The sequence below is a fragment of the Delftia sp. SD018 genome (genome assembly GCF_017355445.1).
GTDB classification, from domain to species: domain Bacteria; phylum Pseudomonadota; class Gammaproteobacteria; order Burkholderiales; family Burkholderiaceae_C; genus Comamonas; species Comamonas acidovorans.
This window is the reverse complement of record NZ_JADDRN010000019.1, coordinates 38,845-58,530: the sequence shown is the minus strand read 5'-3', so window position 1 is coordinate 58,530 and position 19,686 is coordinate 38,845. Positions and strand designations below refer to the sequence as shown.

19 protein-coding genes and 1 tRNA gene are annotated in these 19,686 nt (G+C 67.8%); 6 read left to right on the top strand and 14 right to left on the bottom strand.

Translation table 11 applies throughout. The features are described from left to right. The first annotated feature begins 130 nt into the window (after window positions 1-130). The 3 genes from INR38_RS18780 to INR38_RS18770 all read left to right on the top strand — a co-directional run bounded on the left by INR38_RS18780 (window position 131) and on the right by INR38_RS18770 (window position 1,796). Entirely contained in the window at window positions 131-526 is a 396-nt protein-coding gene (locus tag INR38_RS18780; RefSeq protein WP_099751051.1) for a helix-turn-helix domain-containing protein, read from the top strand. Then, window positions 523-759, top strand: coding sequence for a hypothetical protein (locus tag INR38_RS18775; protein ID WP_207442694.1), 237 nt, complete (start codon window positions 523-525; stop codon window positions 757-759). Before INR38_RS18780 ends, INR38_RS18775 begins: the two co-directional genes overlap by 4 nt. Window positions 760-857: 98 nt before the next feature. Beyond that, entirely contained in the window at window positions 858-1,796 is a 939-nt protein-coding gene (locus tag INR38_RS18770; RefSeq protein ID WP_347566761.1) for a tyrosine-type recombinase/integrase, read from the top strand. A 72-nt stretch (window positions 1,797-1,868) separates the two neighbouring features. Here the strand turns inward: INR38_RS18770 and INR38_RS18765 are convergent. From INR38_RS18765 to tolB, 5 genes are all read right to left on the bottom strand, one after another. Further along, window positions 1,869-1,944 (bottom strand) — tRNA-Lys (locus tag INR38_RS18765). Between the two features lie 68 nt (window positions 1,945-2,012). Then, window positions 2,013-2,840 carry a tRNA threonylcarbamoyladenosine dehydratase gene (locus INR38_RS18760; RefSeq protein WP_207442696.1) on the bottom strand — a complete coding sequence of 276 codons (828 nt, stop codon included), beginning with the start codon at window positions 2,838-2,840 and terminating at the stop codon, window positions 2,013-2,015. Beyond that, window positions 2,840-3,622: a tol-pal system protein YbgF gene (gene ybgF / locus INR38_RS18755; RefSeq protein WP_012205234.1), complete on the bottom strand. Its 783-nt coding sequence runs from the start codon at window positions 3,620-3,622 to the stop codon at window positions 2,840-2,842. The genes INR38_RS18760 and ybgF overlap by 1 nt, the downstream gene beginning before the upstream one ends. Then, window positions 3,622-4,164, bottom strand: coding sequence for a peptidoglycan-associated lipoprotein Pal (gene pal, locus INR38_RS18750; protein ID WP_013802696.1), 543 nt, complete (start codon window positions 4,162-4,164; stop codon window positions 3,622-3,624). The genes ybgF and pal overlap by 1 nt, the downstream gene beginning before the upstream one ends. 77 nt (window positions 4,165-4,241) lie before the next feature. Further along, window positions 4,242-5,561: a Tol-Pal system beta propeller repeat protein TolB gene (gene tolB, locus INR38_RS18745; RefSeq protein WP_013802697.1), complete on the bottom strand. Its 1,320-nt coding sequence runs from the start codon at window positions 5,559-5,561 to the stop codon at window positions 4,242-4,244. Between the two features lie 189 nt (window positions 5,562-5,750). Here tolB and msbA point away from each other — a divergent pair, with 189 nt between their 5' ends. Beyond that, a complete protein-coding gene (gene msbA, locus INR38_RS18740; protein ID WP_043820903.1) occupies window positions 5,751-7,568 on the top strand; it encodes a lipid A export permease/ATP-binding protein MsbA in 1,818 nt (605 codons plus the stop codon). 45 nt (window positions 7,569-7,613) lie between these two features. Here msbA and INR38_RS18735 read toward each other — a convergent pair whose 3' ends face one another. From INR38_RS18735 to mltG, 6 genes are all read right to left on the bottom strand, one after another. Further along, window positions 7,614-8,357: an ankyrin repeat domain-containing protein gene (locus tag INR38_RS18735; protein ID WP_207442697.1), complete on the bottom strand. Its 744-nt coding sequence runs from the start codon at window positions 8,355-8,357 to the stop codon at window positions 7,614-7,616. After that, window positions 8,348-9,160 carry a TatD family hydrolase gene (locus INR38_RS18730; RefSeq protein ID WP_034392844.1) on the bottom strand — a complete coding sequence of 271 codons (813 nt, stop codon included), beginning with the start codon at window positions 9,158-9,160 and terminating at the stop codon, window positions 8,348-8,350. The genes INR38_RS18735 and INR38_RS18730 overlap by 10 nt, the downstream gene beginning before the upstream one ends. Before the next feature lie 83 nt (window positions 9,161-9,243). Beyond that, on the bottom strand, window positions 9,244-9,603 hold the full coding sequence (locus INR38_RS18725) for a PilZ domain-containing protein (RefSeq protein WP_012205228.1): 360 nt from the start codon (window positions 9,601-9,603) through the stop codon (window positions 9,244-9,246). A gap of 147 nt (window positions 9,604-9,750) precedes the next feature. Continuing rightward, entirely contained in the window at window positions 9,751-10,800 is a 1,050-nt protein-coding gene (locus INR38_RS18720) for a DNA polymerase III subunit delta' (RefSeq protein WP_123691283.1), read from the bottom strand. Then, window positions 10,797-11,483, bottom strand: a complete 687-nt coding sequence (gene tmk / locus INR38_RS18715; RefSeq protein ID WP_012205226.1) for a dTMP kinase — start codon at window positions 11,481-11,483, stop codon at window positions 10,797-10,799. The genes INR38_RS18720 and tmk overlap by 4 nt, the downstream gene beginning before the upstream one ends. Before the next feature lie 57 nt (window positions 11,484-11,540). Continuing rightward, complete coding sequence (gene mltG, locus INR38_RS18710; RefSeq protein WP_080736847.1) at window positions 11,541-12,554, bottom strand: endolytic transglycosylase MltG; 1,014 nt, start codon at window positions 12,552-12,554, stop codon at window positions 11,541-11,543. 46 nt (window positions 12,555-12,600) lie between these two features. Here mltG and INR38_RS18705 point away from each other — a divergent pair, with 46 nt between their 5' ends. Further along, the gene (locus INR38_RS18705) at window positions 12,601-13,548 is read left to right on the top strand and encodes a folate-binding protein YgfZ (protein WP_207442698.1); all 948 of its coding nucleotides are present in this window, start codon (window positions 12,601-12,603) and stop codon (window positions 13,546-13,548) included. A gap of 35 nt (window positions 13,549-13,583) precedes the next feature. Here INR38_RS18705 and INR38_RS18700 read toward each other — a convergent pair whose 3' ends face one another. After that, window positions 13,584-14,447, bottom strand: a complete 864-nt coding sequence (locus INR38_RS18700; protein WP_063326323.1) for a YbgC/FadM family acyl-CoA thioesterase — start codon at window positions 14,445-14,447, stop codon at window positions 13,584-13,586. Window positions 14,448-14,507: 60 nt separating this feature from the next. Beyond that, window positions 14,508-15,512: an alpha/beta hydrolase gene (locus tag INR38_RS18695; RefSeq protein ID WP_242699126.1), complete on the bottom strand. Its 1,005-nt coding sequence runs from the start codon at window positions 15,510-15,512 to the stop codon at window positions 14,508-14,510. A 274-nt stretch (window positions 15,513-15,786) separates the two neighbouring features. Between INR38_RS18695 and INR38_RS18690 the strand changes: the two genes are divergently transcribed. Then, entirely contained in the window at window positions 15,787-16,923 is a 1,137-nt protein-coding gene (locus INR38_RS18690; protein WP_012205221.1) for an iron-containing alcohol dehydrogenase, read from the top strand. 7 nt (window positions 16,924-16,930) lie between these two features. Here the strand turns inward: INR38_RS18690 and INR38_RS18685 are convergent, their stop codons facing one another. Further along, on the bottom strand, window positions 16,931-19,558 hold the full coding sequence (locus tag INR38_RS18685) for an AI-2E family transporter (RefSeq protein WP_207442700.1): 2,628 nt from the start codon (window positions 19,556-19,558) through the stop codon (window positions 16,931-16,933). Window positions 19,559-19,686: the final 128 nt, after the last annotated feature.

The window sequence follows — 19,686 nt, the reverse complement described above, 5'->3', positions numbered from 1 at the left end:
ACATGGCAGAGCAAAATGAAAAACGCCCCCGCTTCACGCGCCAAGACGGGTCATCGCACAACGTACGCGCTCTCCTCGTGAAGGCTTGGGAACCCCTTCGTCGTCAGACCACACAGCAAGGAGTTTTCTCATGAACGCTAAGCAAGCTGCAGCCATCCTCGGCATATCCTCTCGGGGGCTCTACGCTTTGGCCGCCCCTTATGGACCAATCCCCTGCTATCGGATCGGGCGCCGAATCGTGTTCAACGAAGCCGATGTTGTGGCGTTCAAGGAATCGCACCGAATTACCCAAGTCAAGCTCGAGACCAGAATCCCTGGCCCGATGCCGACCATCCGGCTGAAAGCCTCGGACCCTGAGCCCAGATCCAATCTGGACAAGGCAATGCTGAGCATGGGCATAGTCCCCAAGTGGATGCGTGATGCCGGCATGGATGTGAAGGCCCTTAAGGCAAAGGCAGCCGCCAAGAAGAAGGCTAGCGCGGCCTCTACCCCGCGCAAGAGAAGCACAGGAGGGCCAGCTACATGACAGCTGAATCACCAGTCTTGAGTCCTTACCTGACCGAGGACGAGATAAACGGCCTGTGCAAGCCCCTGAAGCAGCGCTTCGCCCAGCGCCGCTACATCGAGCGAGTACTCGGCATTGCCGTTGCCGGTGTCCGCCCCGACGGCCTTCCGCTGGTTGGTCGCACCATCGTTGAAGAGAGGCTTAACAACAAAGCGCCCTCACCGGCTCGGCGCGGCTTCAACTGGAGTAAGTGATGGGTCGCAGAAGAGAGCGAGCATCAGGCTTCGGCCTTCTGCCCCGGATGGAGGCTCGGCCGCGCAAGAACGGGCTTGTCACCTACCGATACCACCCGGTGGGTGGCAAGCCCATCAACCTGGGCACCGACCGCACAGCGGCCATACAGGCCGTGCTGGAGATGAATCACGTCCCAAACTTGCAAGGCACGATCCGCGAGCTCTGGGACCTGTACCAGAAGACCGCCCGCTGGACGGCCTTAGCGGAGCGCACGAAGAAGGACTACGAGTCCTACAGCCTGAAGCTCATCGAGGTCATGGGCGAGGTGCCAGCCGCCGCGGTGCGCCCTACAGACATCGCCAGGTTCCTGCGCGTGGAGCGTGCAGACGCACCCGTGCGGGGCAATCGAGAAATCGCCCTGCTCTCCAACCTGATGAACGTGGCCATCGAGCGCGGGCTGATCGACGCCAACCCGTGCAAGCAGGTCAAGAAGAACAGCGAGCGAGCCCGGACGGAAGCGCCGGAGCCGGCCGAGCTGCGAGCCTTCCTGGACTGGCTGGAGGCCGGTAGCCCAGCGCGCAAGACCCTGGCCCTGATGGCGGAGTTTGCCGCCTTGGCTGGCTCGCGCCGCGTGGAGTTCCTGGCCCTGCAGGTGTCGCAGATTGATATGCAGGCCGGCGAGATCCGGCTGATGCGCGCCAAGCAGCACGGCGGCACGAAGCGGGCGGAGAACATCGCCATGGGTCCGGCCACGCTGGACTTGGCCAAGAGGCTGCTGCAACTGCCACGCCCCGAGACATCGCTGCACGTCTTCATCAACCAGCACGGCAGCCCGCTCACGGAATCGGGCTTCACCACAGGCTGGCAGCGGGCCATGGTCGAGGCCCTGGAGACCAAGGTGATCTGCCGGCGCTTCACCTTCCATGACCTGCGGGCCTACTACACGACCCAGCACAAGGCACGGTATGGCGCCCTGCCCGAGCTTCACGCCAGCTCGGCCACCACGGCCCGCGTCTACGACCGCTCGAAGGTCTCAAAACGGCAGTCCCTGGGCTGACCTCTATTCCCAAATTGGGAATAAAACAAAAGCCGCGCTACCTTTACGATAGCGCGGCTTCCGCGTGTTTGTTGGTGGGTCCTGCGAGATTCGAACTCGCGACCAACGGATTAAAAGTCCGCTGCTCTACCGACTGAGCTAAAGACCCGAACCACGCTTTGCATGCATCAGATGCTGCTTAGCGAAGACATAGATTCTAGCACCAAAATTTACGCTTCAATTCTTGATGCGGCTCAGTTGATCGATGACCCAGCCTGCGGCGCACTGGCCGAAGGTGGCCGTGACGGCCACAACCGAGCCGTAGCCGTGGCAGTTGAGCGTGCCGTCGCCTTCGATGGCGCAAGAGGCATCGGGCGGGGCGACGGCCTCGCGGCTGAAGACGCAGGCGATGCCGATGCGCTTGCCTTCCTTGGGTGCGCCGTGCTCGCGGCGCAGGCGGTAGCGCAGTTGGGCCAGCAGCGGGTCGTGCGTGGTGGCGCTGAGGTCGTCGATATCGACCTTGTGAGCCAGGCGCTTGCCGCCCGCTGCACCCACGGAGATGAAGCACTGCCGCGTGGCGCGCGCATGGGCAGCCATGGCGGTCTTGGCCTTGACCTGGTCGCAGGCGTCGATGACGGCGTCAGCGTCCTGGGGCAGCAGGCGCAGCCAGTTGTCCGGGTCAACGAAGTCGTCGATGCAGTGCACGCGGCAGGCGGGGTTGATCTGGGCGATGCGCTCGCGCATGGCCTCGATCTTGGCTTGGCCCACGGTGGTGGAGAGCGCGTGGATCTGGCGGTTGATGTTGGACTCGGCGACATGGTCCATGTCGATGAGGGTGAGCTCGCCCACACCGCTGCGCGCCAGCGCCTCGGCGGTCCAGGAGCCCACGCCGCCGATGCCCACCACGACGACGTGCGCGGCGCGGATGCGAGCGGCGCCCGGCACGCCATACAGGCGCTCCAGGCCGCCGAAGCGGCGCTGCAGGTCGGCATCAGAAAAAACAGCGCCTGCTTCAGGCGCTGTCTTGTCTTCTTCCGGGAGGGATGAAGAGCCCGTGTCGTTCATCACTTGAGGCTGGCGAGACGGTTCTTGGCCGCAGCCGTGGCTTCGGCGTTGGGATAGGCCTTGATCAGGTCTTCCAGCGTCTTGCGCGCGCCCTTGGTGTCCTTCATCTCGATCTGGCAGTTGGCGATGGACAGTGCCGCCTCCGGCGCCCGGCCGTGCATGGGGGCTGCTGCCAGCAGCGCGCGGAAGTTGGTGATCGCGTCCTTGTAGTTGCGATTGGCGTACTGCGCGTTGCCCAGCCAAAAGCGTGCCGAGGGCACGTAGCCACTCTTGGGCCACTGGTTCAGGAAGGACGAGAACGCCGTGCCGGCTTCGGCAAAGCTGCCTGCGCGGAACTGCGCCAGGGCGGCTTCGAAATCGCGCTTCTCTGCCGGGTCGGCTGCGAATTCCTGGCCGTCTACCGTCACCGTGACGGGCTCGAACTGGCGCAGGCGCTCGTCCACGCCCTTGGCGATGTCGCGCTGGCCGCGCTGCAGCTCGGCCACATCGCGCAGCAGTTGCTCGTTCTGGCCGCGCAGCTTGGCTTGCTCGGACTTGAGCTGCTCAATCTGCGACTGCAGTTCGAGCAGGCCACGGCGCGTTTGCGAGCTTTCCTCGGTCATGCGCTGCTGCGACTGCTGCATGCTGTCGACGCGCTGGCGCATTTCCAGGATGGCGCGGCGCGCCTCGTCATCGCCGAACAGTGCGGCATGGCCGCTGGCAGCGTAGCCGGCCATCAGGCCGGCCGCCAGCAGCGTGCGCAGCGCGGTGCGATGCAGGATCGGGGAGCGCTGCATGTTCATCAACGGTAGGACAGTTCAGCGCGGCGGTTTTGCGCGTAGGCGTCTTCGGAATGGCCTTCGGAGGCAGGCTTTTCCTTGCCGTAGCTCACGGCTTCCATCTGCGCATCGCTGACGCCCAGCAGGCCCAGCGAGCGGCGCACGGCTTCGGCGCGCTTTTGGCCCAGGGCCAGGTTGTATTCGCGGCCGCCGCGCTCGTCGGTGTGGCCTTCGATCTGGACCTTGCGAGCGGAAGATGCCTTCAGGAAGCGTGCGTGGGCTTCGATCTGGGGCTGGGCATCGGCCTTGACGACGTAGCTGTCGAAGTCGAAGTAGACGACGCGGCTGACGCCCTGGGGACCTGCCTTGTCGGCGGCCGAGCCGGTCAGGTCCACGCCCGAGATGCCGCTTTGCGAGGTGCTGCCGGTGCCGGCGCCGCTGCCCTGGCCCGTGCTGGTGGCGCCCGCGTCGGTGACCGGGGTTTCGTCAAGCTTGACGCCCGAGCTGCAACCTGCCATGAGTGCGGTGACTGCAAGTGCCAGGGAAAGTCGTTTGATGGTGATCATGAAAAATCTCCGTATGTCCGGGTGGACTTCGTGCTGAGTTGACTGGTTGACTGAAAAGAAATCGGGGAAGCCGGATATCACTGGCGCTGGAACGGACCCCAGTCGGGCTCGCGGATGTCACCGCCCTGCCCTGCCAGCCGCGCCTTGATCTTGCCGTCGAGCGTGGTGGTCATCAGGGATTCGCGGCCCTGCTGCAGGGTGGCGTAGACGATCAGGCGGCTGTTCGGGGCGAAGCTGGGGCTTTCGTCGGCCGTGGTGTCGGTGATGGCATTCACGGTGCCGGTGCCCAGGTCCATGACGTGGAGCTTGAAGCCGCCGCCCACGCGCGAGACGTAGGCAAGCCACTTTCCATCGGGGCTGACGCTGGGCGAGATGTTGTAGTTGCCGGTGAAGGTGACGCGTTCCGCACTGCCGCCCGAGGCCGGCACCTTGTAGATCTGCGGGGCGCCGCCACGGTCGCTGACGAAGTAGATGGAGCGGCCATCGCTGGAGAAGTTCGGCTCGGTGTCGATGCCGCTGCTTTGCATCAGTCGGCGCGGCTCGCCGCCCTGGGCGCTGATCAGGTACAGCTGCGAGCCGCCATCGCGGCTGAGCGTGACGGCCAGGGAGTTGCCGTCAGGCGACCAGGCAGGTGCGCTGTTGGAGCCACGGAAGTTGGCAACCAGGCGGCGGCGGCCACTGGCCACATCGTGCACATAGACCACGGGCTTGCGCGATTCGAAGGACACGTAGGCCAGCTGGGTGCCGGTGGGCGACCAGGCGGGCGAGATGATGGGTTCCGGGCTGGAGAGGGCCGACTGGGCGTTCTCGCCATCGGCATCGGCCACCCACAGGCGGTAGTTGCTGCCTGCCTTGGTCACATAGGCGATGCGCGTGGAGAACACGCCTTTCTCGCCTGTGAGTTTTTCGTAGATGTAGTCGGAGATGCGGTGGGCCACCAGGCGCAGGTCGCCGGTAGTGACGGCAAAGCCCTGGCCGCCCAGATCCTGGCCCTTGACCACGTCCCAGAGGCGAAAGCGCACGTCGTAGCGGCCATCGGCCAGGCGGGTGATGCTGCCCACGGCCAGCGAGTCAGCGCTCTTTTGGCGCCACATGGCAACGTCGGGGCGCGAGGTTTCGTCCAGTTGCACGCCGGCCGTGTCCACGGCGCGGAATTGACCACTGCGCTCCAGGTCAGCCTGGATGATGGCCGAGATCTTCTGGGGCGCCTGCCCTTCTCCCTTGAATGCTGCAATGGCGATGGGCAACTGGGTCAGGCCCACGCCCGTCACTTCAACGCGGAACTGGGCCAGCGCGGGAATTGCGGGGGTTGAGGCGAGAGCGGCCAGCAGGGTTCGGCGCGAAGTGCGCGGCACGGCCGCCAGGGAGGAGGGAGAAAGGAGTCGGTCAATAGTCATTGGCATTCATCAATATCTACGGGAAGACCCCGGTACTTGCACAGGTGCGAATGTTACACACACTGGATGCGTCACGATGTAAGAACGTGCACTGTAGGGTCTGTCGGCCCAGGCTTTCTCGATCCCCGCCAGCCGCATCAGTTCCCCATGAGGCAGTCCCAGGCAAGCCCGCCGTAAAATCCGCGCTTCATGCAAGCACCATCCTCACCGCCGCCGGCCCCCGCGCCGTCCGCCGCACCGGCGGCCCTTGATCTCGCCAGCACCCTGACCCTGTCGCAGCGCCTCAAGCGCCTGTCACCCTACTTTGGTGGCCAGCGCCTGGCCTGGACGCTGGCCGTGGCTGCCACGCTGGTGGGCGCGGTCACCGAGCCATTGATCCCTGCCCTGCTGCAGCCGCTGCTGGACAGCGGCTTCACCGACGGCACGCTGCCGCTGTGGTCGGTGCCGCTGGCCATCATCGGCGTGTTCCTGGTGCGGGGCCTGTCGCAGTTCGTGGGCCAGTACGCGCTGGCGCGCATTGCCAACGAGGGCATGCTGGCGCTGCGCAAGCGCCTGTTCGAGCGGCTGCTGGCGGCCGATATGGCGCTGTTCTCGCGCCAGTCGGCCTCATCGCTGTCCAACACCGTGGTCTATGAGGTGCAGACCGGCTCCACGCTGCTGGTGCAGGCCATGCTGGGCATCTCGCGCGACGGTTTCACGCTGGTGGCGCTGCTGGGCTACCTGCTGTATCTGAACTGGCAGCTGACACTGGTGGTGGCGGCCGTGGTGCCGGGCGTGGCCTGGATCATGAAGACGCTGTCGCGCCGCCTGTACCGCATCACCAAGATCAGCCAGGAGGCCACCGATTCCCTGGCCTATGTGGTGGAAGAGAACGTTCTGGCCCACCGCATGGTGCGCCTGCATGGCGCGCAACAGGGCCAGCAAAAGCGCTTTGGCGGCCTGAGCGGGCAGCTGCGCAAGCTGGCCATCAAGGCCACCATCGCCTCGGCGGCCATGACGCCGCTGACCCAGTTGCTGGCCGCCGCCGCACTGTCGGCCGTGATCTGCATTGCGCTGTGGCAAAGCCGGGGCACGGGCGCTGCTGCGGCCAATGTGCAGGATGTGACCGTGGGCAGCTTTGCGGCCTTCATCACGGCCATGCTGATGCTGATTGCACCCATCCGACGCCTGGCCGATGTCGCCAACCCCATCACGCGTGGCGTGGCAGCGCTGGAGCGGGGCCTGCATCTGCTGGAGGGCTCGGGCGACGAGACCGGCGGCACGCAGGTGCCCGGCAAGGCGCGTGGTGAGATCGAGTTGCGCGACGTATCCGTGCAGTTTGGCGAGGACAAGGCACCCGCCCTGAGCCATGTGAACCTGCGCGTGCGCCCGGGCGAGGTGGTGGCCCTGGTCGGCCCCTCCGGCGCGGGCAAGACCACGCTGGTGAACCTGCTGCCACGCTTTTTGCAGCCCACGGGCGGCCAGTTGCTGCTGGACGGAACGCCCCTGCCCGAATGGGATCTGGCCGCGCTGCGCCAGCAGTTCGCCATGGTCAGCCAGGATGTGGTGATGTTCAACGACACCATTGCCGCCAACGTGGCGCTGGGCGGAGTGGAAGACGAGGCCCAGCTGTGGGCCGCACTGGATGCCGCCAATCTGGGCTCCCATGTGCGCGGCCTGTCCAACGGTCTGCAGACGGTGGTGGGCCACAACGCCAGCCAGTTGTCGGGGGGCCAGCGCCAACGGCTGGCGATTGCACGGGCGCTGTACAAGGATGCGCCCATCCTGATCCTGGACGAGGCCACTTCGGCCCTGGACAACGAATCCGAGCGCCTGGTGCAGGAGGCGCTGACGCGGCTGATGCAGGGCCGCACGACCCTGGTCATCGCCCACCGGCTCTCGACCATCGAGCATGCCGACCGCGTGGTGGTGATGGAGCGCGGCCGCATTGCCGAGCAGGGCACGCATGCCGAGCTGCTGGCGCGGGACGGCCTGTACGCCCGATTGAGCAGGAATCACACAACCTGAGCTGGACAGCGGCGGCACCGGCAGTGCCACTCGCCTGGCTTGCTGCTACCAGCTTCCGCGCGAAGGCTGGGTCTTGCGTTCGGCCTTGATGGCCTTGGAAAGCTTGTCCACCATGTACTGGCGGTCCACCTGCCGGGCAAAGTCGGCTGCGGTGAAGCCGCGCTGGTTGCGCAGGACGACGTCGGCGCCCTCCTTGATCAGCAGGTCCACCACGGCTTCGCTGCTGTATTGGGCGGCCAGCATCAGCGGGGTGGTGCCGTTGGGCGAGTCGGCGTCGATGTAGGCGCTGTTGTCCAGCAGCAGCTTGACGATGTCCAGCGTCTTGGGCAGGTCGGCCGAGGTGGCGTAGTGCAGCGGTGTCCAGCCGGGGCGGTTGACATCGGCGCCCCGGCGTATGAGTTCCTTGGCCAGGTCCAGGTGGCCTTTGATGCAGGCCATCATCAGCGGCGTTTCGCCCTGCTGGGAGGCTTCATTGACCTTGATGCCCGGGGATTTGAGCAGCACGTCGAACACGCCCAGCGAGCCCTGGTGCAGGGCCGCTACCAGGCCCGGGCGGCCGCGCGTGTCGCGGGTGTTGGGGTCGAAGCCGCGAAAGATCAGGTTGACCATGGCGCGCTCGTTGTCGCTGATGATGGCGCGCACGTAGTCGTCGTACTGGCTGGCATGCGCCAGCCCGCCGCTGGCTGCGGCCAGGGCCACCACGGCCTGGCCGGCCTGGGCCAGCCAGTGGCGCCGGTGCACGTCCACGCCCAGGCCCACGCGGCCACTGGCCGCAGCATTCAGTCGCATGCGACAACCCCCTTGAACAGCTGGTCGAAGTTGGCGCTGGTCAGGGCCGCCACGTCCTCCACGGCCATGCCGCGCACCTGCGCAATCTGCTGTGCCACGTAAGGCACGTAGGACGGATTGTTGGTCTTGCCGCGATAGGGAACGGGCGCCAGGTAGGGGCTGTCGGTCTCGATCAGCAGGCGGTCGGCCGGCACGAAGGCGGCCACGTCGCGCAAGTGCTGGGCGTTCTTGAAGGTGACGATGCCCGACATGGAGATGTAGTAGCCCAGGTCCAGCGCCGCACGCGCGACCTCCATGGTCTCGGTGAAGCAGTGGAACACGCCGCCAGCCTGGCCTGCCGAGCCGTCCTCGCCTTCTTCGCGCAGGATGGCCAGCGTGTCATCAGAGGCGCTGCGCGTGTGGATGACCAGGGGCTTTTGCGTCTGGCGCGCCGCGCGGATGTGCACACGAAAGCGCTCGCGCTGCCATTCCAGGTCGGCAATCGTGCGCCCGCCCTTGCGGTCTTCCATGCCGTAGTAGTCCAGTCCCGTTTCGCCGATGGCCACCACGCGCGCCAGGGCGGCGCGCTCGACCAGGTCGGCCACGCTGGGCTCGGTCATGTGTTCCGTATCGGGGTGCACGCCCACCGTGGCCCAGAAATTGTCGTGGTCCAGCGCCAGCTGGTGCACATCGCCGAATTCCTCCATCGTGGTGCAGATGCACAGCGCACGCGTGACGCGCGCGGCCGCCATGGCCTCGCGGATCTCGGGCAGGCGGCTTTGCAGCTCGGGGAAATTCAGATGGCAGTGGGAATCGGTAAACATGGAATCTCGTGGTTCAGAAACAGGCATGCCGACCGGAGAGCATTTCCTCCGTGTCGGCATGCGGGCAGAGGCAGGCGCAGGACTCAGACCGTCTGCGTGGCCTTGTCCGAGGCCAGGGCCGAGCCCAGGATGTTCTCGATCTTGGCCTTGAGCTCGGCGGACTTCTCGTCCTTGGGGAACTGTATGCCTATGCCCTGCGTGCGGTTGCCCGAGGCGCGCGCGGGCGTGATCCACGCCACGCGGCCGGCCACGGGATAGCGCTGCGGCTCGTCGGGCAGGGTCAGCAGCACGTAGACATCATCGCCAAGACGGTACTCACGCTGCGTGGGCACGAAAACGCCCCCTTCGGCGAACATGGGAATGTAGGCGGCGTACAGCGCGGCCTTTTCCTTGATCGCCAGTTGCATCACGCTGGGACGGGGTGTGGTGGGTGCGGTGCTCATGGATGGTTTGCAGACATTGGTTCGGTGAGCGGCCGGCGCGATCGGCACCGGGCCCAGGGCCGTAGGTTAACAGGACGGGCTTTCATGTGGCGAAAAGCACCCAGCCGCGCTGCTGCGCTGCTGCACTGCCGCCCCGCTCCCCGCGCCTCATCCCCGGCGCTGGCGGGCAGGCTGGCCAGACATGAGCACGCGCCGGGCCTCGGCGGCCAGGGCTTCGGTCATGAGCCCGGCGTTGAAGGGGTGGTCCGCCGTGCGCGCGGCCTGGGCCAGGGCGCGTGACCATTCGGCCAGCAGGCCCATGTCCAGCGGCCGCGAAGGCAGGTCGGCCGGCGTGAAGTAGCGCGGCGCGGCGCCTGCGGCCAGGGCCATCAGATCGTGGCAGATCTTCTGCAAGGCCTCCACGGCATGGGGCGGAGCATAGGCGGCCAGGGCCGCCACATCGCCCTTGGCCAGCGCGCGCGGCAACTGGGACCATGCGGCCATGTCCTTGCCGCCACCGCTGTGCGCCAATGCCAGCGCGTCGCCGGGCCGCCCGCCTGCGGCGCGCAGCGCCACGGCGGCCGCTTCCGGGGCCACGCCCTGCCCCTGCAGCCAGTCCAGGGCCTCTTGCTGATCGGGCCAGGCCATGGTGTGGGTCAGGCAACGGCTGCGGATGGTGGGCAGCAGCTGGTGGGCCGCCTCGCTGGCCAGCACGAAGCGGGCATCGCCCGGCGGCTCCTCCAGCGTCTTGAGCAGCGCATTGGCCGTGATGGCGTTCATCTGCTCGGCCGGGTAGACCAGCACGGCCTTGCCGCGCCCGCGCGCGCTGGTGCGCTGGCAGAACTCCACGGCGTCGCGCATGGCCTCGACACGGATTTCCTTGCTGGGCTTGCGTTTCTTGTCATCGATGTCGGCCTGGGCCTTCTCGGGCAGCGGCCAGCCCAGCGCCATCATCTGCACCTCGGGCATGAGCACGCACAGGTCGGCATGGGCGCGCACATCGATGGCGTGGCAGCTGCCGCAGTGGCCGCAGGCCCCCTGGGGCGACGGCGATTCGCACAGCCAGGCGCGCACCAGCGACAGCGACAGCGCGTACTGGCCCAGGCCGGAAGGCCCCTGCAGCAGCCAGGCGTGGCCGCGCTGGGCCAGCAGGCGCGTGCGTTGCCCGGCGATCCAGGCGGTGTCGGTCTCGGCCGGTTGTGGCAGGGCCTCGCTCATGCGGCACCTGCCTGTCCGCCGACCATGATGGCCAGCCAGCCCCGGCGCACCATGACCTGGGTGATCTGCTGCCAGACCGCATGCCGGCTGGCGTTGGAGTCGATGCGCGCAAAGCGCTGGGGCGCGGCGGCAGCGCGCGCCGCATAGCCCTGGGCCACGCGTGCGAAAAAGCTGCCGGGCTCGGACTCGAAGCGGTCCGGGACACGGGCCGAGGCCAGGCGCTCGGCGGCCACCTCGGCGGGCAGGTCGAACCAGAGCGTGAGGTGGGGCTCGCGCAGCAGATCGGGCTGGGGGGCGGTGCCCGTCTGCACCATGCGCTCCAGCGTGGCCAGCGGCTGCAGGTCGAAGCCCCGGCCCGCACCCTGGTAGGCAAAGGTGGCATCGGTGAAGCGGTCGCAGAGCACGACTTCGCCGCGTGCCAGCGCGGGCTCGATCACCTGCACCAGGTGGTCGCGTCGCGCGGCAAAGGCGATCAGGGCCTCGGTCAGCGGGTCCATGGCGTCGTGCAGCATCAGCGCGCGCAGCTTTTCGGCCAGCGGCGTGCCGCCGGGCTCGCGGGTGAGCGTCACCGTGCGGCCCTGGTCACGGAAAGCCTGGGCCAGCGACGCGATGTGCGAGGACTTGCCGGCGCCATCGATGCCTTCGAAGCTGATGAACAGGCCGGCGGGAGTTGCAGTGGTCATATGGAAAGAGAGGATACGCAAGCGCTGCGCAAAGCGCAGCAGCCCTGGGGGAATATCTCAGGGCTTTTGCCCAGGGCTTTGCTGGCCGCGCTGGTAGCGGTTCACGGCGCGGTTGTGCTCGTCCAGCGAGGCACTGAAATGGCTGGTGCCGTCGCCACGCGCCACAAAGTACAGCGCCTTGGTCTGTCCGGGCTGCACGGCGGCCATGAGGGCGGCCTTGCCAGGCATGGCGATGGGCGTGGGCGGCAGGCCCGCGCGGGTGTAGGTGTTCCAGGGAGTATCGGTCTGCAGGTCGCGGCGGCGCAGGTTGCCGTCGAATTTCTCGCCCAGGCCATAGATCACGGTGGGATCGGTCTGCAGCAGCATGCCGATGCGCAGGCGGTTGCTGAAGACACCGGCAATCTGTGCGCGGTCGGCCGCGCGGCCGGTTTCCTTCTCGACGATGCTGGCCAGGATCAGCGCTTCGTCGGGCGTCTTGAGCGGCGTGTCGGCCGAGCGCAGCGCCCAGACATCGGCCAGGCGCCGGTCCATGGCGTGCAGGGCGCGGCGCAGCACGGCCAGGTCGGAACTGCCCTTGGCATAGGTATAGGTATCTGGGAAGAAGCGGCCCTCGGGCGCCACGCCCGCGCGGCCCAGGGCCTGCATGAGGGCCGCATCGTCCATGCCCGCGCTTTCCTGGCGCAGGAATTCCTCGCGGGCCAGGGCAGCGCGCACCTGGCGCCAGTTCCAGCCTTCCACCAGGGTCAGGGCCTTGAGCGATTCCTCGCCGCGCGCGAGTTTTTGCAGCAGCACATAGGGCGTCAGGCCCGTGGTCAGCTCATAGTTGCCGGCCTTGATCTGCCGGTCCTGCCCCGAGACGCGGAACCAGGCGTACAGCAGCCGCGCATCGGTCTGCACGCCGGCCTTGACCACTTCGCGGGCCACGCCACGCGGCGTGGTGCCGGGCTCGACCTCCAGCTCCAGCGTGGGCTGGGCCAGCGGCAGCGGCTGGTTCAGCCACCACCAGCCGGCACCGGCCAGCACGGCGGCCAGCACCAGCAACATCATCAAAGCGCGAAAGATAAAGCGCACAACCTCGGTCCAAGCAAGCAATAGAGCGGCTGATCATAATTCAGCCATGACCCAGCCTTTACTGAACGGCATTGCTTCCGTTTCCCATCTCGGCGTGATACGCGCCCTCGGCGAAGACGCCGCCCAGTTCCTGCATGGACAGCTGACCAACGACTTCGCGCTGCTGGATCTGCAGCATGCGCGTCTGGCGGCGTTCTGCACGGCCAAGGGCCGCATGCTGGCCAGCTTCATCGGCTTCAAGCGCAGCAAGGACGAGATCCTGCTTCTGTGCGACCGCAGCCTGCTGGCGCCCACGCTCAAGCGCCTGTCCATGTTCGTGCTGCGCGCCAAGTGCAAGCTCAGCGACGCCACGGCCGAATTCACGCTGCACGGGCTGGCTGGCGATGCCGCCGCGCAGGCCCTGGGCCCGGCAGCCGTGCCCTGGACCAAGACCGATGACGGCGACGCCAGCCTGATCGCCCTGTACCCGGCCGCCGGCCAGCCGCGCGCCCTGCGCGTGGCGCCCGTGGGCGCGCCCCTGCCCGAAGGCCCTGCACTCAGCGAGGCCGACTGGCTCTGGAGCGAAGTCGCCAGCGGCATTGCCACGCTGTCGGCGCCTGTGGTGGATGCCTTTGTGCCGCAGATGCTCAACTACGAATCGGTGGAAGGCGTGAATTTCAAGAAGGGCTGCTACCCAGGCCAGGAAGTGGTGGCCCGCAGCCAGTTCCGGGGCACGCTCAAGCGCCGCGCCTACCTTGCCCATGCACAGCAGCCGCTGGCCACCGGCATGGAGGTCTTCACGCCCGAGGACCTGGAGCAGGCCACCGGCACCGTGGTCCAGGCCGCCCCGGCGCCCGGCGGGGGCTGGGACGCCATCGTCTCCATGCAGACCAGCTCGGCCGACCAGCCCCTGCTGGTCCACGCCGCACTGGGCGAAGGCCAGCGCGCCGATGCCGCACAGGCCGTGGCGCTGCAGCTCAAGCCCCTGCCCTACGCGCTACGCGAGGACATTTGAGATTTGAGCCTTGCACCGCCTGAGCTGCCTGCAGCTCAGGCGGTGAGCACTTTCCTCATGGTGATGTGGGGGATGCCGGCCTCTTCATAGGGCTCGCCTTCCGGCGTGAAGCCGGCGCGCAGGTAGAACGACTCGGCATGGCGCTGCGCATGCAGCACGACTTCGCGGTCGCCGCGCTGGCGGGAGGCTTCGACCAGGCTGTCCAGCACGATGCGGCCCCAGCGGCCGCCGCGCACGCTGCGGTCCACGGCCATGCGGCCGATCCTGCCCGCGCCGGGGCTGTCGCTGACCAGGCGGCCGGTGGCGATCGGCTGGCCCAGGCCGTTGTAGACCACGGCGTGGCGGGCCACGGGGTCGAATTCGTCGATCTCGATCTCGCGCGGCACGCCCTGCTCGTGAACGAACACGGCCAGGCGCAGGCGCTCGGCGTCGCGGCCCAGGTCGTTCCAGCTGCCCGATGCCACGCGCACCACGCTCTGGCCGGCCTCATAGGCCGTGAGCACGTCGCGCAGCTGCTGCGGCACGGGCAGCGGCTGGCGCGTGGTGGCATCTGCAAACACATAGACCAGTTCCACGGTATTGAGCAGTTCCATGCCCCGGAAGATGCCGGCCTCGAACAGCAGCGAGGTATTGCCCTGCCTGGCACAGCGTATGCCCACATGCAGCACGTCGCCCAGCGTGGCCGATGCGTGGTAGGTGGTGGTGGCCTTCTTGACGAACAGCTCGCCGCCCAGGGCCGCGAAGGACGATTCATAGGGCAGGCCCAGCTGGCGCCAGTAGTCGGTGACGGCCACGTCGGCATACATCAGGTAGTGGGCGTTGAAGACGATCTTCTGGGCGTCCACTTCGGACCAGCGCACTTCGATGCGTTGCAGCGTGCGGAAATCTTGGCGTTGCATGGGGGTGTTTCTCTCCTGTTGTCTTGGGGTGTCTTGGTGTGTTTTGGTGCGTCTTGGCCTTCAGGCCGAGAAGGCGTCGCTCAAGGCGCGCGCCATGTCGGCATGTGCACGGCGCGCTTCGGCAATGGCACGGCCCATCTTGACGAATTCATGGGTCACGCCCCGGTAGATCTCCAGGTCCACGGGCACGCCGGACATGCGCAGCTTGTCGGCGTATTCCACGCCCTCATCCACCAGCGGGTCGCATTCGGCCAGGCCTATCCAGGCCGGGGCCACGCCGTCCACGTCAGGCGTCAGCAGCGGGGCAAAGCGCCAGTCCTCGCGGTCGGCAGGGCTGTTGAGGTACTGGGCGAAGAACCAGGTGATGGCCGGCTCGTCGATCACCAGCCCGTGGGCGAAGCGGCGGTGCGAGTCGGTGTCCTGGTTCGCCGTCGTGCCCGGGTAGATCAGCAGTTGCAGGGCCAGCTTGAGGCCGGTGTCGCGCGCATGGATGGCGCAGGCTGCGGCCAGCGTGCCGCCCGCGCTGTCGCCGCCCACGGCCAGGCGCGCAGGGTCGGCGCCCAGCGAGGCCGCCTGCGCGGCCAGCCACTGCAGCGCGTCCCAGGCGTCGTTGTGGGCCGTGGGGAATTTGTGCTCTGGCGCGCGCCGGTAGTCCAGCGAGACCACCATGGCGCCCGACAGATGGGCCAGCTGGCGGCACAGCACGTCGTGCGTGGCCACGCTGCCCACGGTGAAACCGCCGCCGTGCAGGTACAGCAGCACGGGCAGGCCCGTGGCCGGCGCCTGGCTGCGCTCCACGGGCGCATAGAGCCGAGCGGGCAGCAAGGCGCCATCGCGCGCGGGAATCTGCAGATCCTCGACACGCGGCAGAACCGGCTTGGGAATTTCGAGCACGCCGGCCCCCGCCTCGTAGGCGGCACGTGCGCCCTCGGCGCCCAGCTGGTGCAGGGGCGTGCGCGCGGCGCGCTCCATGCGGCGCAGCACATCGCGCATCTGGTGGGTCAGGGACGCCGGCAGCGGCGTGGCATGGGAGGAGGATTCAGTCTGGGGCACGTTCAGGGACAGGTTCGGTAGCGACTATCTGGCAAGGCAATTCGGTGCAGCCGGCCAGGTGCGGCCGACCAGGCACGGCAGGCACGGCGCAGCAGGCATTGTGCCGCGAGCACAAGGCCCTGGCAGCCATGCGATGGCAGTGCATGCCCGTGCTGTCGCCCCCGTGACCGCGCAGGTGCCCTCTCAGGGTTTGTTTTGTTTGCAGTGCAGCACGCGCGGTCTAGATTCGGCGCACTCCCCCTGATCCCCACCATGGGCCGCAACGGCCCGCAACGAGTCACCGACCATGGCCTTCATCAACTACGTCACCCAGATCCAGTTTGACTTCGGCGCCGTGCGCCTGTTGCGCCAGGAGTGCGAGCGCGTGGGCATCACGCGGCCGCTGATCGTCACCGACCAGGGCGTCAAGGCCGCTGGCGTGCTGCAAAAGGCGCTGGATGCGCTGGGCGGCATGCCGCATGCAGTGTTCGACCAGACGCCCTCCAACCCCACCGAGGCCGCCGTGCGCGCGGCCGCCGCGATCTACCAGGAGCAGCGCTGCGACGGCCTGATCGCCGTGGGCGGCGGCAGCGCCATCGACTGCGCCAAGGGCGTGGCGATTGCAGCCACGCACGAAGGGCCGCTGTCGCACTACGCCACCATCGAGGGCGGCTCGCCGCGCATCAGCGAGCGCGTGGCCCCGCTGATTGCCGTGCCCACAACCAGCGGCACGGGCAGCGAGGTAGCGCGCGGGGCCATCATCATCGTGGACGACCACCGCAAGCTGGGCTTTCACAGCTGGCACCTGGTGCCCCGTGCCGCCATCTGCGACCCGGAACTGACCTACGGCCTGCCCGCCATGCTGACGGCCGCCACGGGCATGGACGCCATTGCCCATTGCATGGAGACCTTCATGGCGGCGGCCTTCAACCCGCCTGCCGACGGCATTGCGCTCGATGGCCTCACGCGCGGCTGGGCCCACATCGAGCGCGCCACGCGCAACGGCCAGGACGCCGAGGCGCGCCGCCAGCTGATGAGCGCCAGCATGCAGGGCGCCATGGCCTTCCAGAAAGGCCTGGGCTGCGTGCACAGCCTCAGCCACAGCCTGGGCGGCGTGAACCCGCGCCTGCACCATGGCACGCTGAACGCCATGTTCCTGCCCGCCGTGGTGCGCTTCAATGCCGAGGCCGAGAGCGTGCGCGCCGAACAGCGCCTGCAGCGCATGGCCCACGCCATGGGCCTGGACTCGGGAAGCGACATTCCTGAAGCCATACGCGACATGAACGCCCGCCTGGGCCTGCCCACGGGCCTGGCCGCCATGGGCGTGGAGCGCGCCCAGTTTGCAGCCGTGATCGGCGGCGCGCTCAAGGACCATTGCCACGGCACGAACCCGCGCCTGGCCAGCGCCGACGACTACGAGCAGATGCTGGCCACCTCGCTGTAAGCGGGACTCAGCCGCCAGCACTCGGCTGGGGTGTTGTCGATGGTGACGACGATGGTGGCTGGGGTGTCGTTTGGGATGCCACTTGCGCCGGAGTTTGTGCCGAAGTCTGCACCGGAGCCGGTGCAGCGCCAGCTTCCATCATCCGGCGCACCTCCACGTTCTGCATCAACTGCTCGGCCATGACGCCCAGCAGTTCCAGATCGGCCGCCGAGACCTCGCGCGGCGCGTCGTCCATGATGCAAAAGCTGCCCAGCACCGTGCCGTGGCGGTTCTTGAGCGGCACGCCCGCATAAAAGCGCAGCCGCATCGCCTGCAACGCGGGGTTGCCGGCAAATCGGGGGTCGCGCGCGGCGTCATGCACCACCAGGGCGTCACCGCCATGGACCACGTAGGAGCAGATGGACTGCGCACGCGGCATGCCGGCGGAAGCCGGGTCGCCCTGGTCCGCCACCAGCAGGCTGCCGGGCGTGTGCACTCGGTCGGCATCGACCCATGAGACCTGGGCCCATTTCACATCGAAGGCATTGGCGGCCTGCTGGGCTGCCTCGTGGTACAGCTGCGGCAGGCCGGGCCCGAGCACGCCGCTGTCGTGCAGCTGGCGCACGCGCTGCTCATCGTCATCGGGAATGGGCGCGGCCAGGCCCTGGCCTGCCGCGTCAGGCAGGCGCAAGGCGTCCACCCACAACTGCAGCTCGCGCAGGCCGGACACGCAGGCGGCGGCGCCGCAGCGGCGCGCGAACTCGGGGTCGGACACCACGGCCGGCGCATTCCACAGCGCCAGCACCACGCGCAGGTGCGGCCAATGGCGGCGCACGCGGCGCATCAGTTGGCGCACCACGGTCTGGGGCTGGGTGCTGAAGACGGACAGCACCAGCAACTGCGCCTCGGCCAGGGCCTGGGCTCCTGCGTGGCCTTGCGGCAAGCCGCCCTGCCCCGGTCCCAGCTGGCGCCATTGCGGGTCGGCGGCCAGGGCCCAGTCCGAGCAGCTGACCACGTGGCCGCGCAGCGCCTCGCTGTGCGCCACCATGGCGGCGGCCAGGGCATCGACCTCCCAGCGCGCGCCCACGCAATGGATGCGCAGGGCGCGCGTGGCCAGGGCCGCAGCGGGCGGCGGATGGCTTTCGCGCAGTTCCTCGATCAGGGCATCCATGCCGCTGGACAGGCGCAGCCGGTGTTCGGCCGTGGCCGATTCCAGGTGCTGCTGCGTGGCCAGGCGCAGTGCGGGGATGGCCACCTCGTCATAGAAACCGGCCACCGCTGCCGAGCGTTCGTCCGCCGAGGCCCGCGCCGGCAGCCTTGCGTCCACCAGTTCATGCGCCAGCGTGACCGCGTCTTCCACGTCGTCGGCCAGCAGGCGCTGGTACAGGCGCTGGGCCGGCCCCAGCACGGGCGAGCTGCCCAGCAGCACTTCCATGAATTGCAGCGCCGGGATGTAGCGCCCCAGAACCAGCAGGCAGACCGTCAGCGGGGTGGACAGGATCAGCCCTATCGGCCCCCACAGCGCCGTCCAGAAGGTGGCCGACACGATGATGGACAGCGTGGACAGGCCCGTGCTGCTGCCATACAGCCAGGGCTCGATGAGGTTGTTGCTGATCAGCTCCAGCACCATGATCAGGCCCAGTGTCATCAGCAGCATCTGCCAGCCCGGGTCCACGGCAAAGGCCAGCGCCAGCGGGAAGGCGGCCGAGATCATGGCCCCCACATAGGGCACGAAACGCATGATGGCCGCCAGCACGCCCCAGAGAATGGCGCCCGGCACGCCGATGAACCACAGCCCCGCCGCCATGGGCAGTCCGTAGGTGATGTTGACGACGAACTGCATGCGCAGGTACTTGCCTATGCGCTGCGAGGCCTCGTCCAGCGCGTCGGTGGCCACGTGCAGGTTGCCGCCCATCAGGCGCAGCAATCGGTCGCGCAGGTCATCGCGGTCCAGCAGGATGAGGATCACGAACAGCAGCACGATGCCGGCCATGGTCACGGGCTCGGCCACGCGGCCCAGCCACTGCAGCATGCGCGCCGTGGGCTTTTGCTCGGGCGACTGGATCTCCACCTTCTGCACGCGGGGCGTGGTGGCGCCGCGCGATATCTCGCGCTCCACGGTGTCATAGGTGCGCAGCGCGCCGTCCCAGGCACTGGGCATGTTGGCGTTCCTGCGCAGGCTGCGCAGCTTGTCGCGGATGGTGTTCTGGTAGGTGGGCAGATCGGCGCTGAGCTGCTGCACCTGGCTGCCCAGATAGGTACCCATTCCCGCCAGCGTCGCCAGCGCCATGACCACCACCAGCAACGTGGCCGCCATGCGCGGCATGCCCCAGCGCTTGAGCCGGGAGACGGCCGGATCCAGCAAAAAACCGAACAGCAGCGCCAGCGCCAGCGGAATCAGCAGGCCCTGGCCGAAATACAGGCCGGCAATGACGATGCTGGCCACCAGCAGCCCGGCGAGCAGGCGCAGCGCAGGCACCATGTCGGCCAGCTGTGCCAGGCCCGGCAGGGCCGAACGCACGCTGCGCGCGAAATCGGCATGGGTGGCGGCATGGGTAGCGGAATTCGCGGCTGCATTGGCCGCATTGCCGCCTTCGGCGGCGGCAGGAAGGGCCTGCCGTGAAGGCGACGGCGCAGGGTCGGAATGTAGGTTCATGGAAACGGGATGTCAGGGCTTGGATGCAGGTATGGATACTGCCTCACATCCGCATATCGGGGGATTGCACAGCTCGCCGCAGGCCTGCCCTGTCAGCGGGCACCGCAATTGCCGGAACGCCGTTGCCG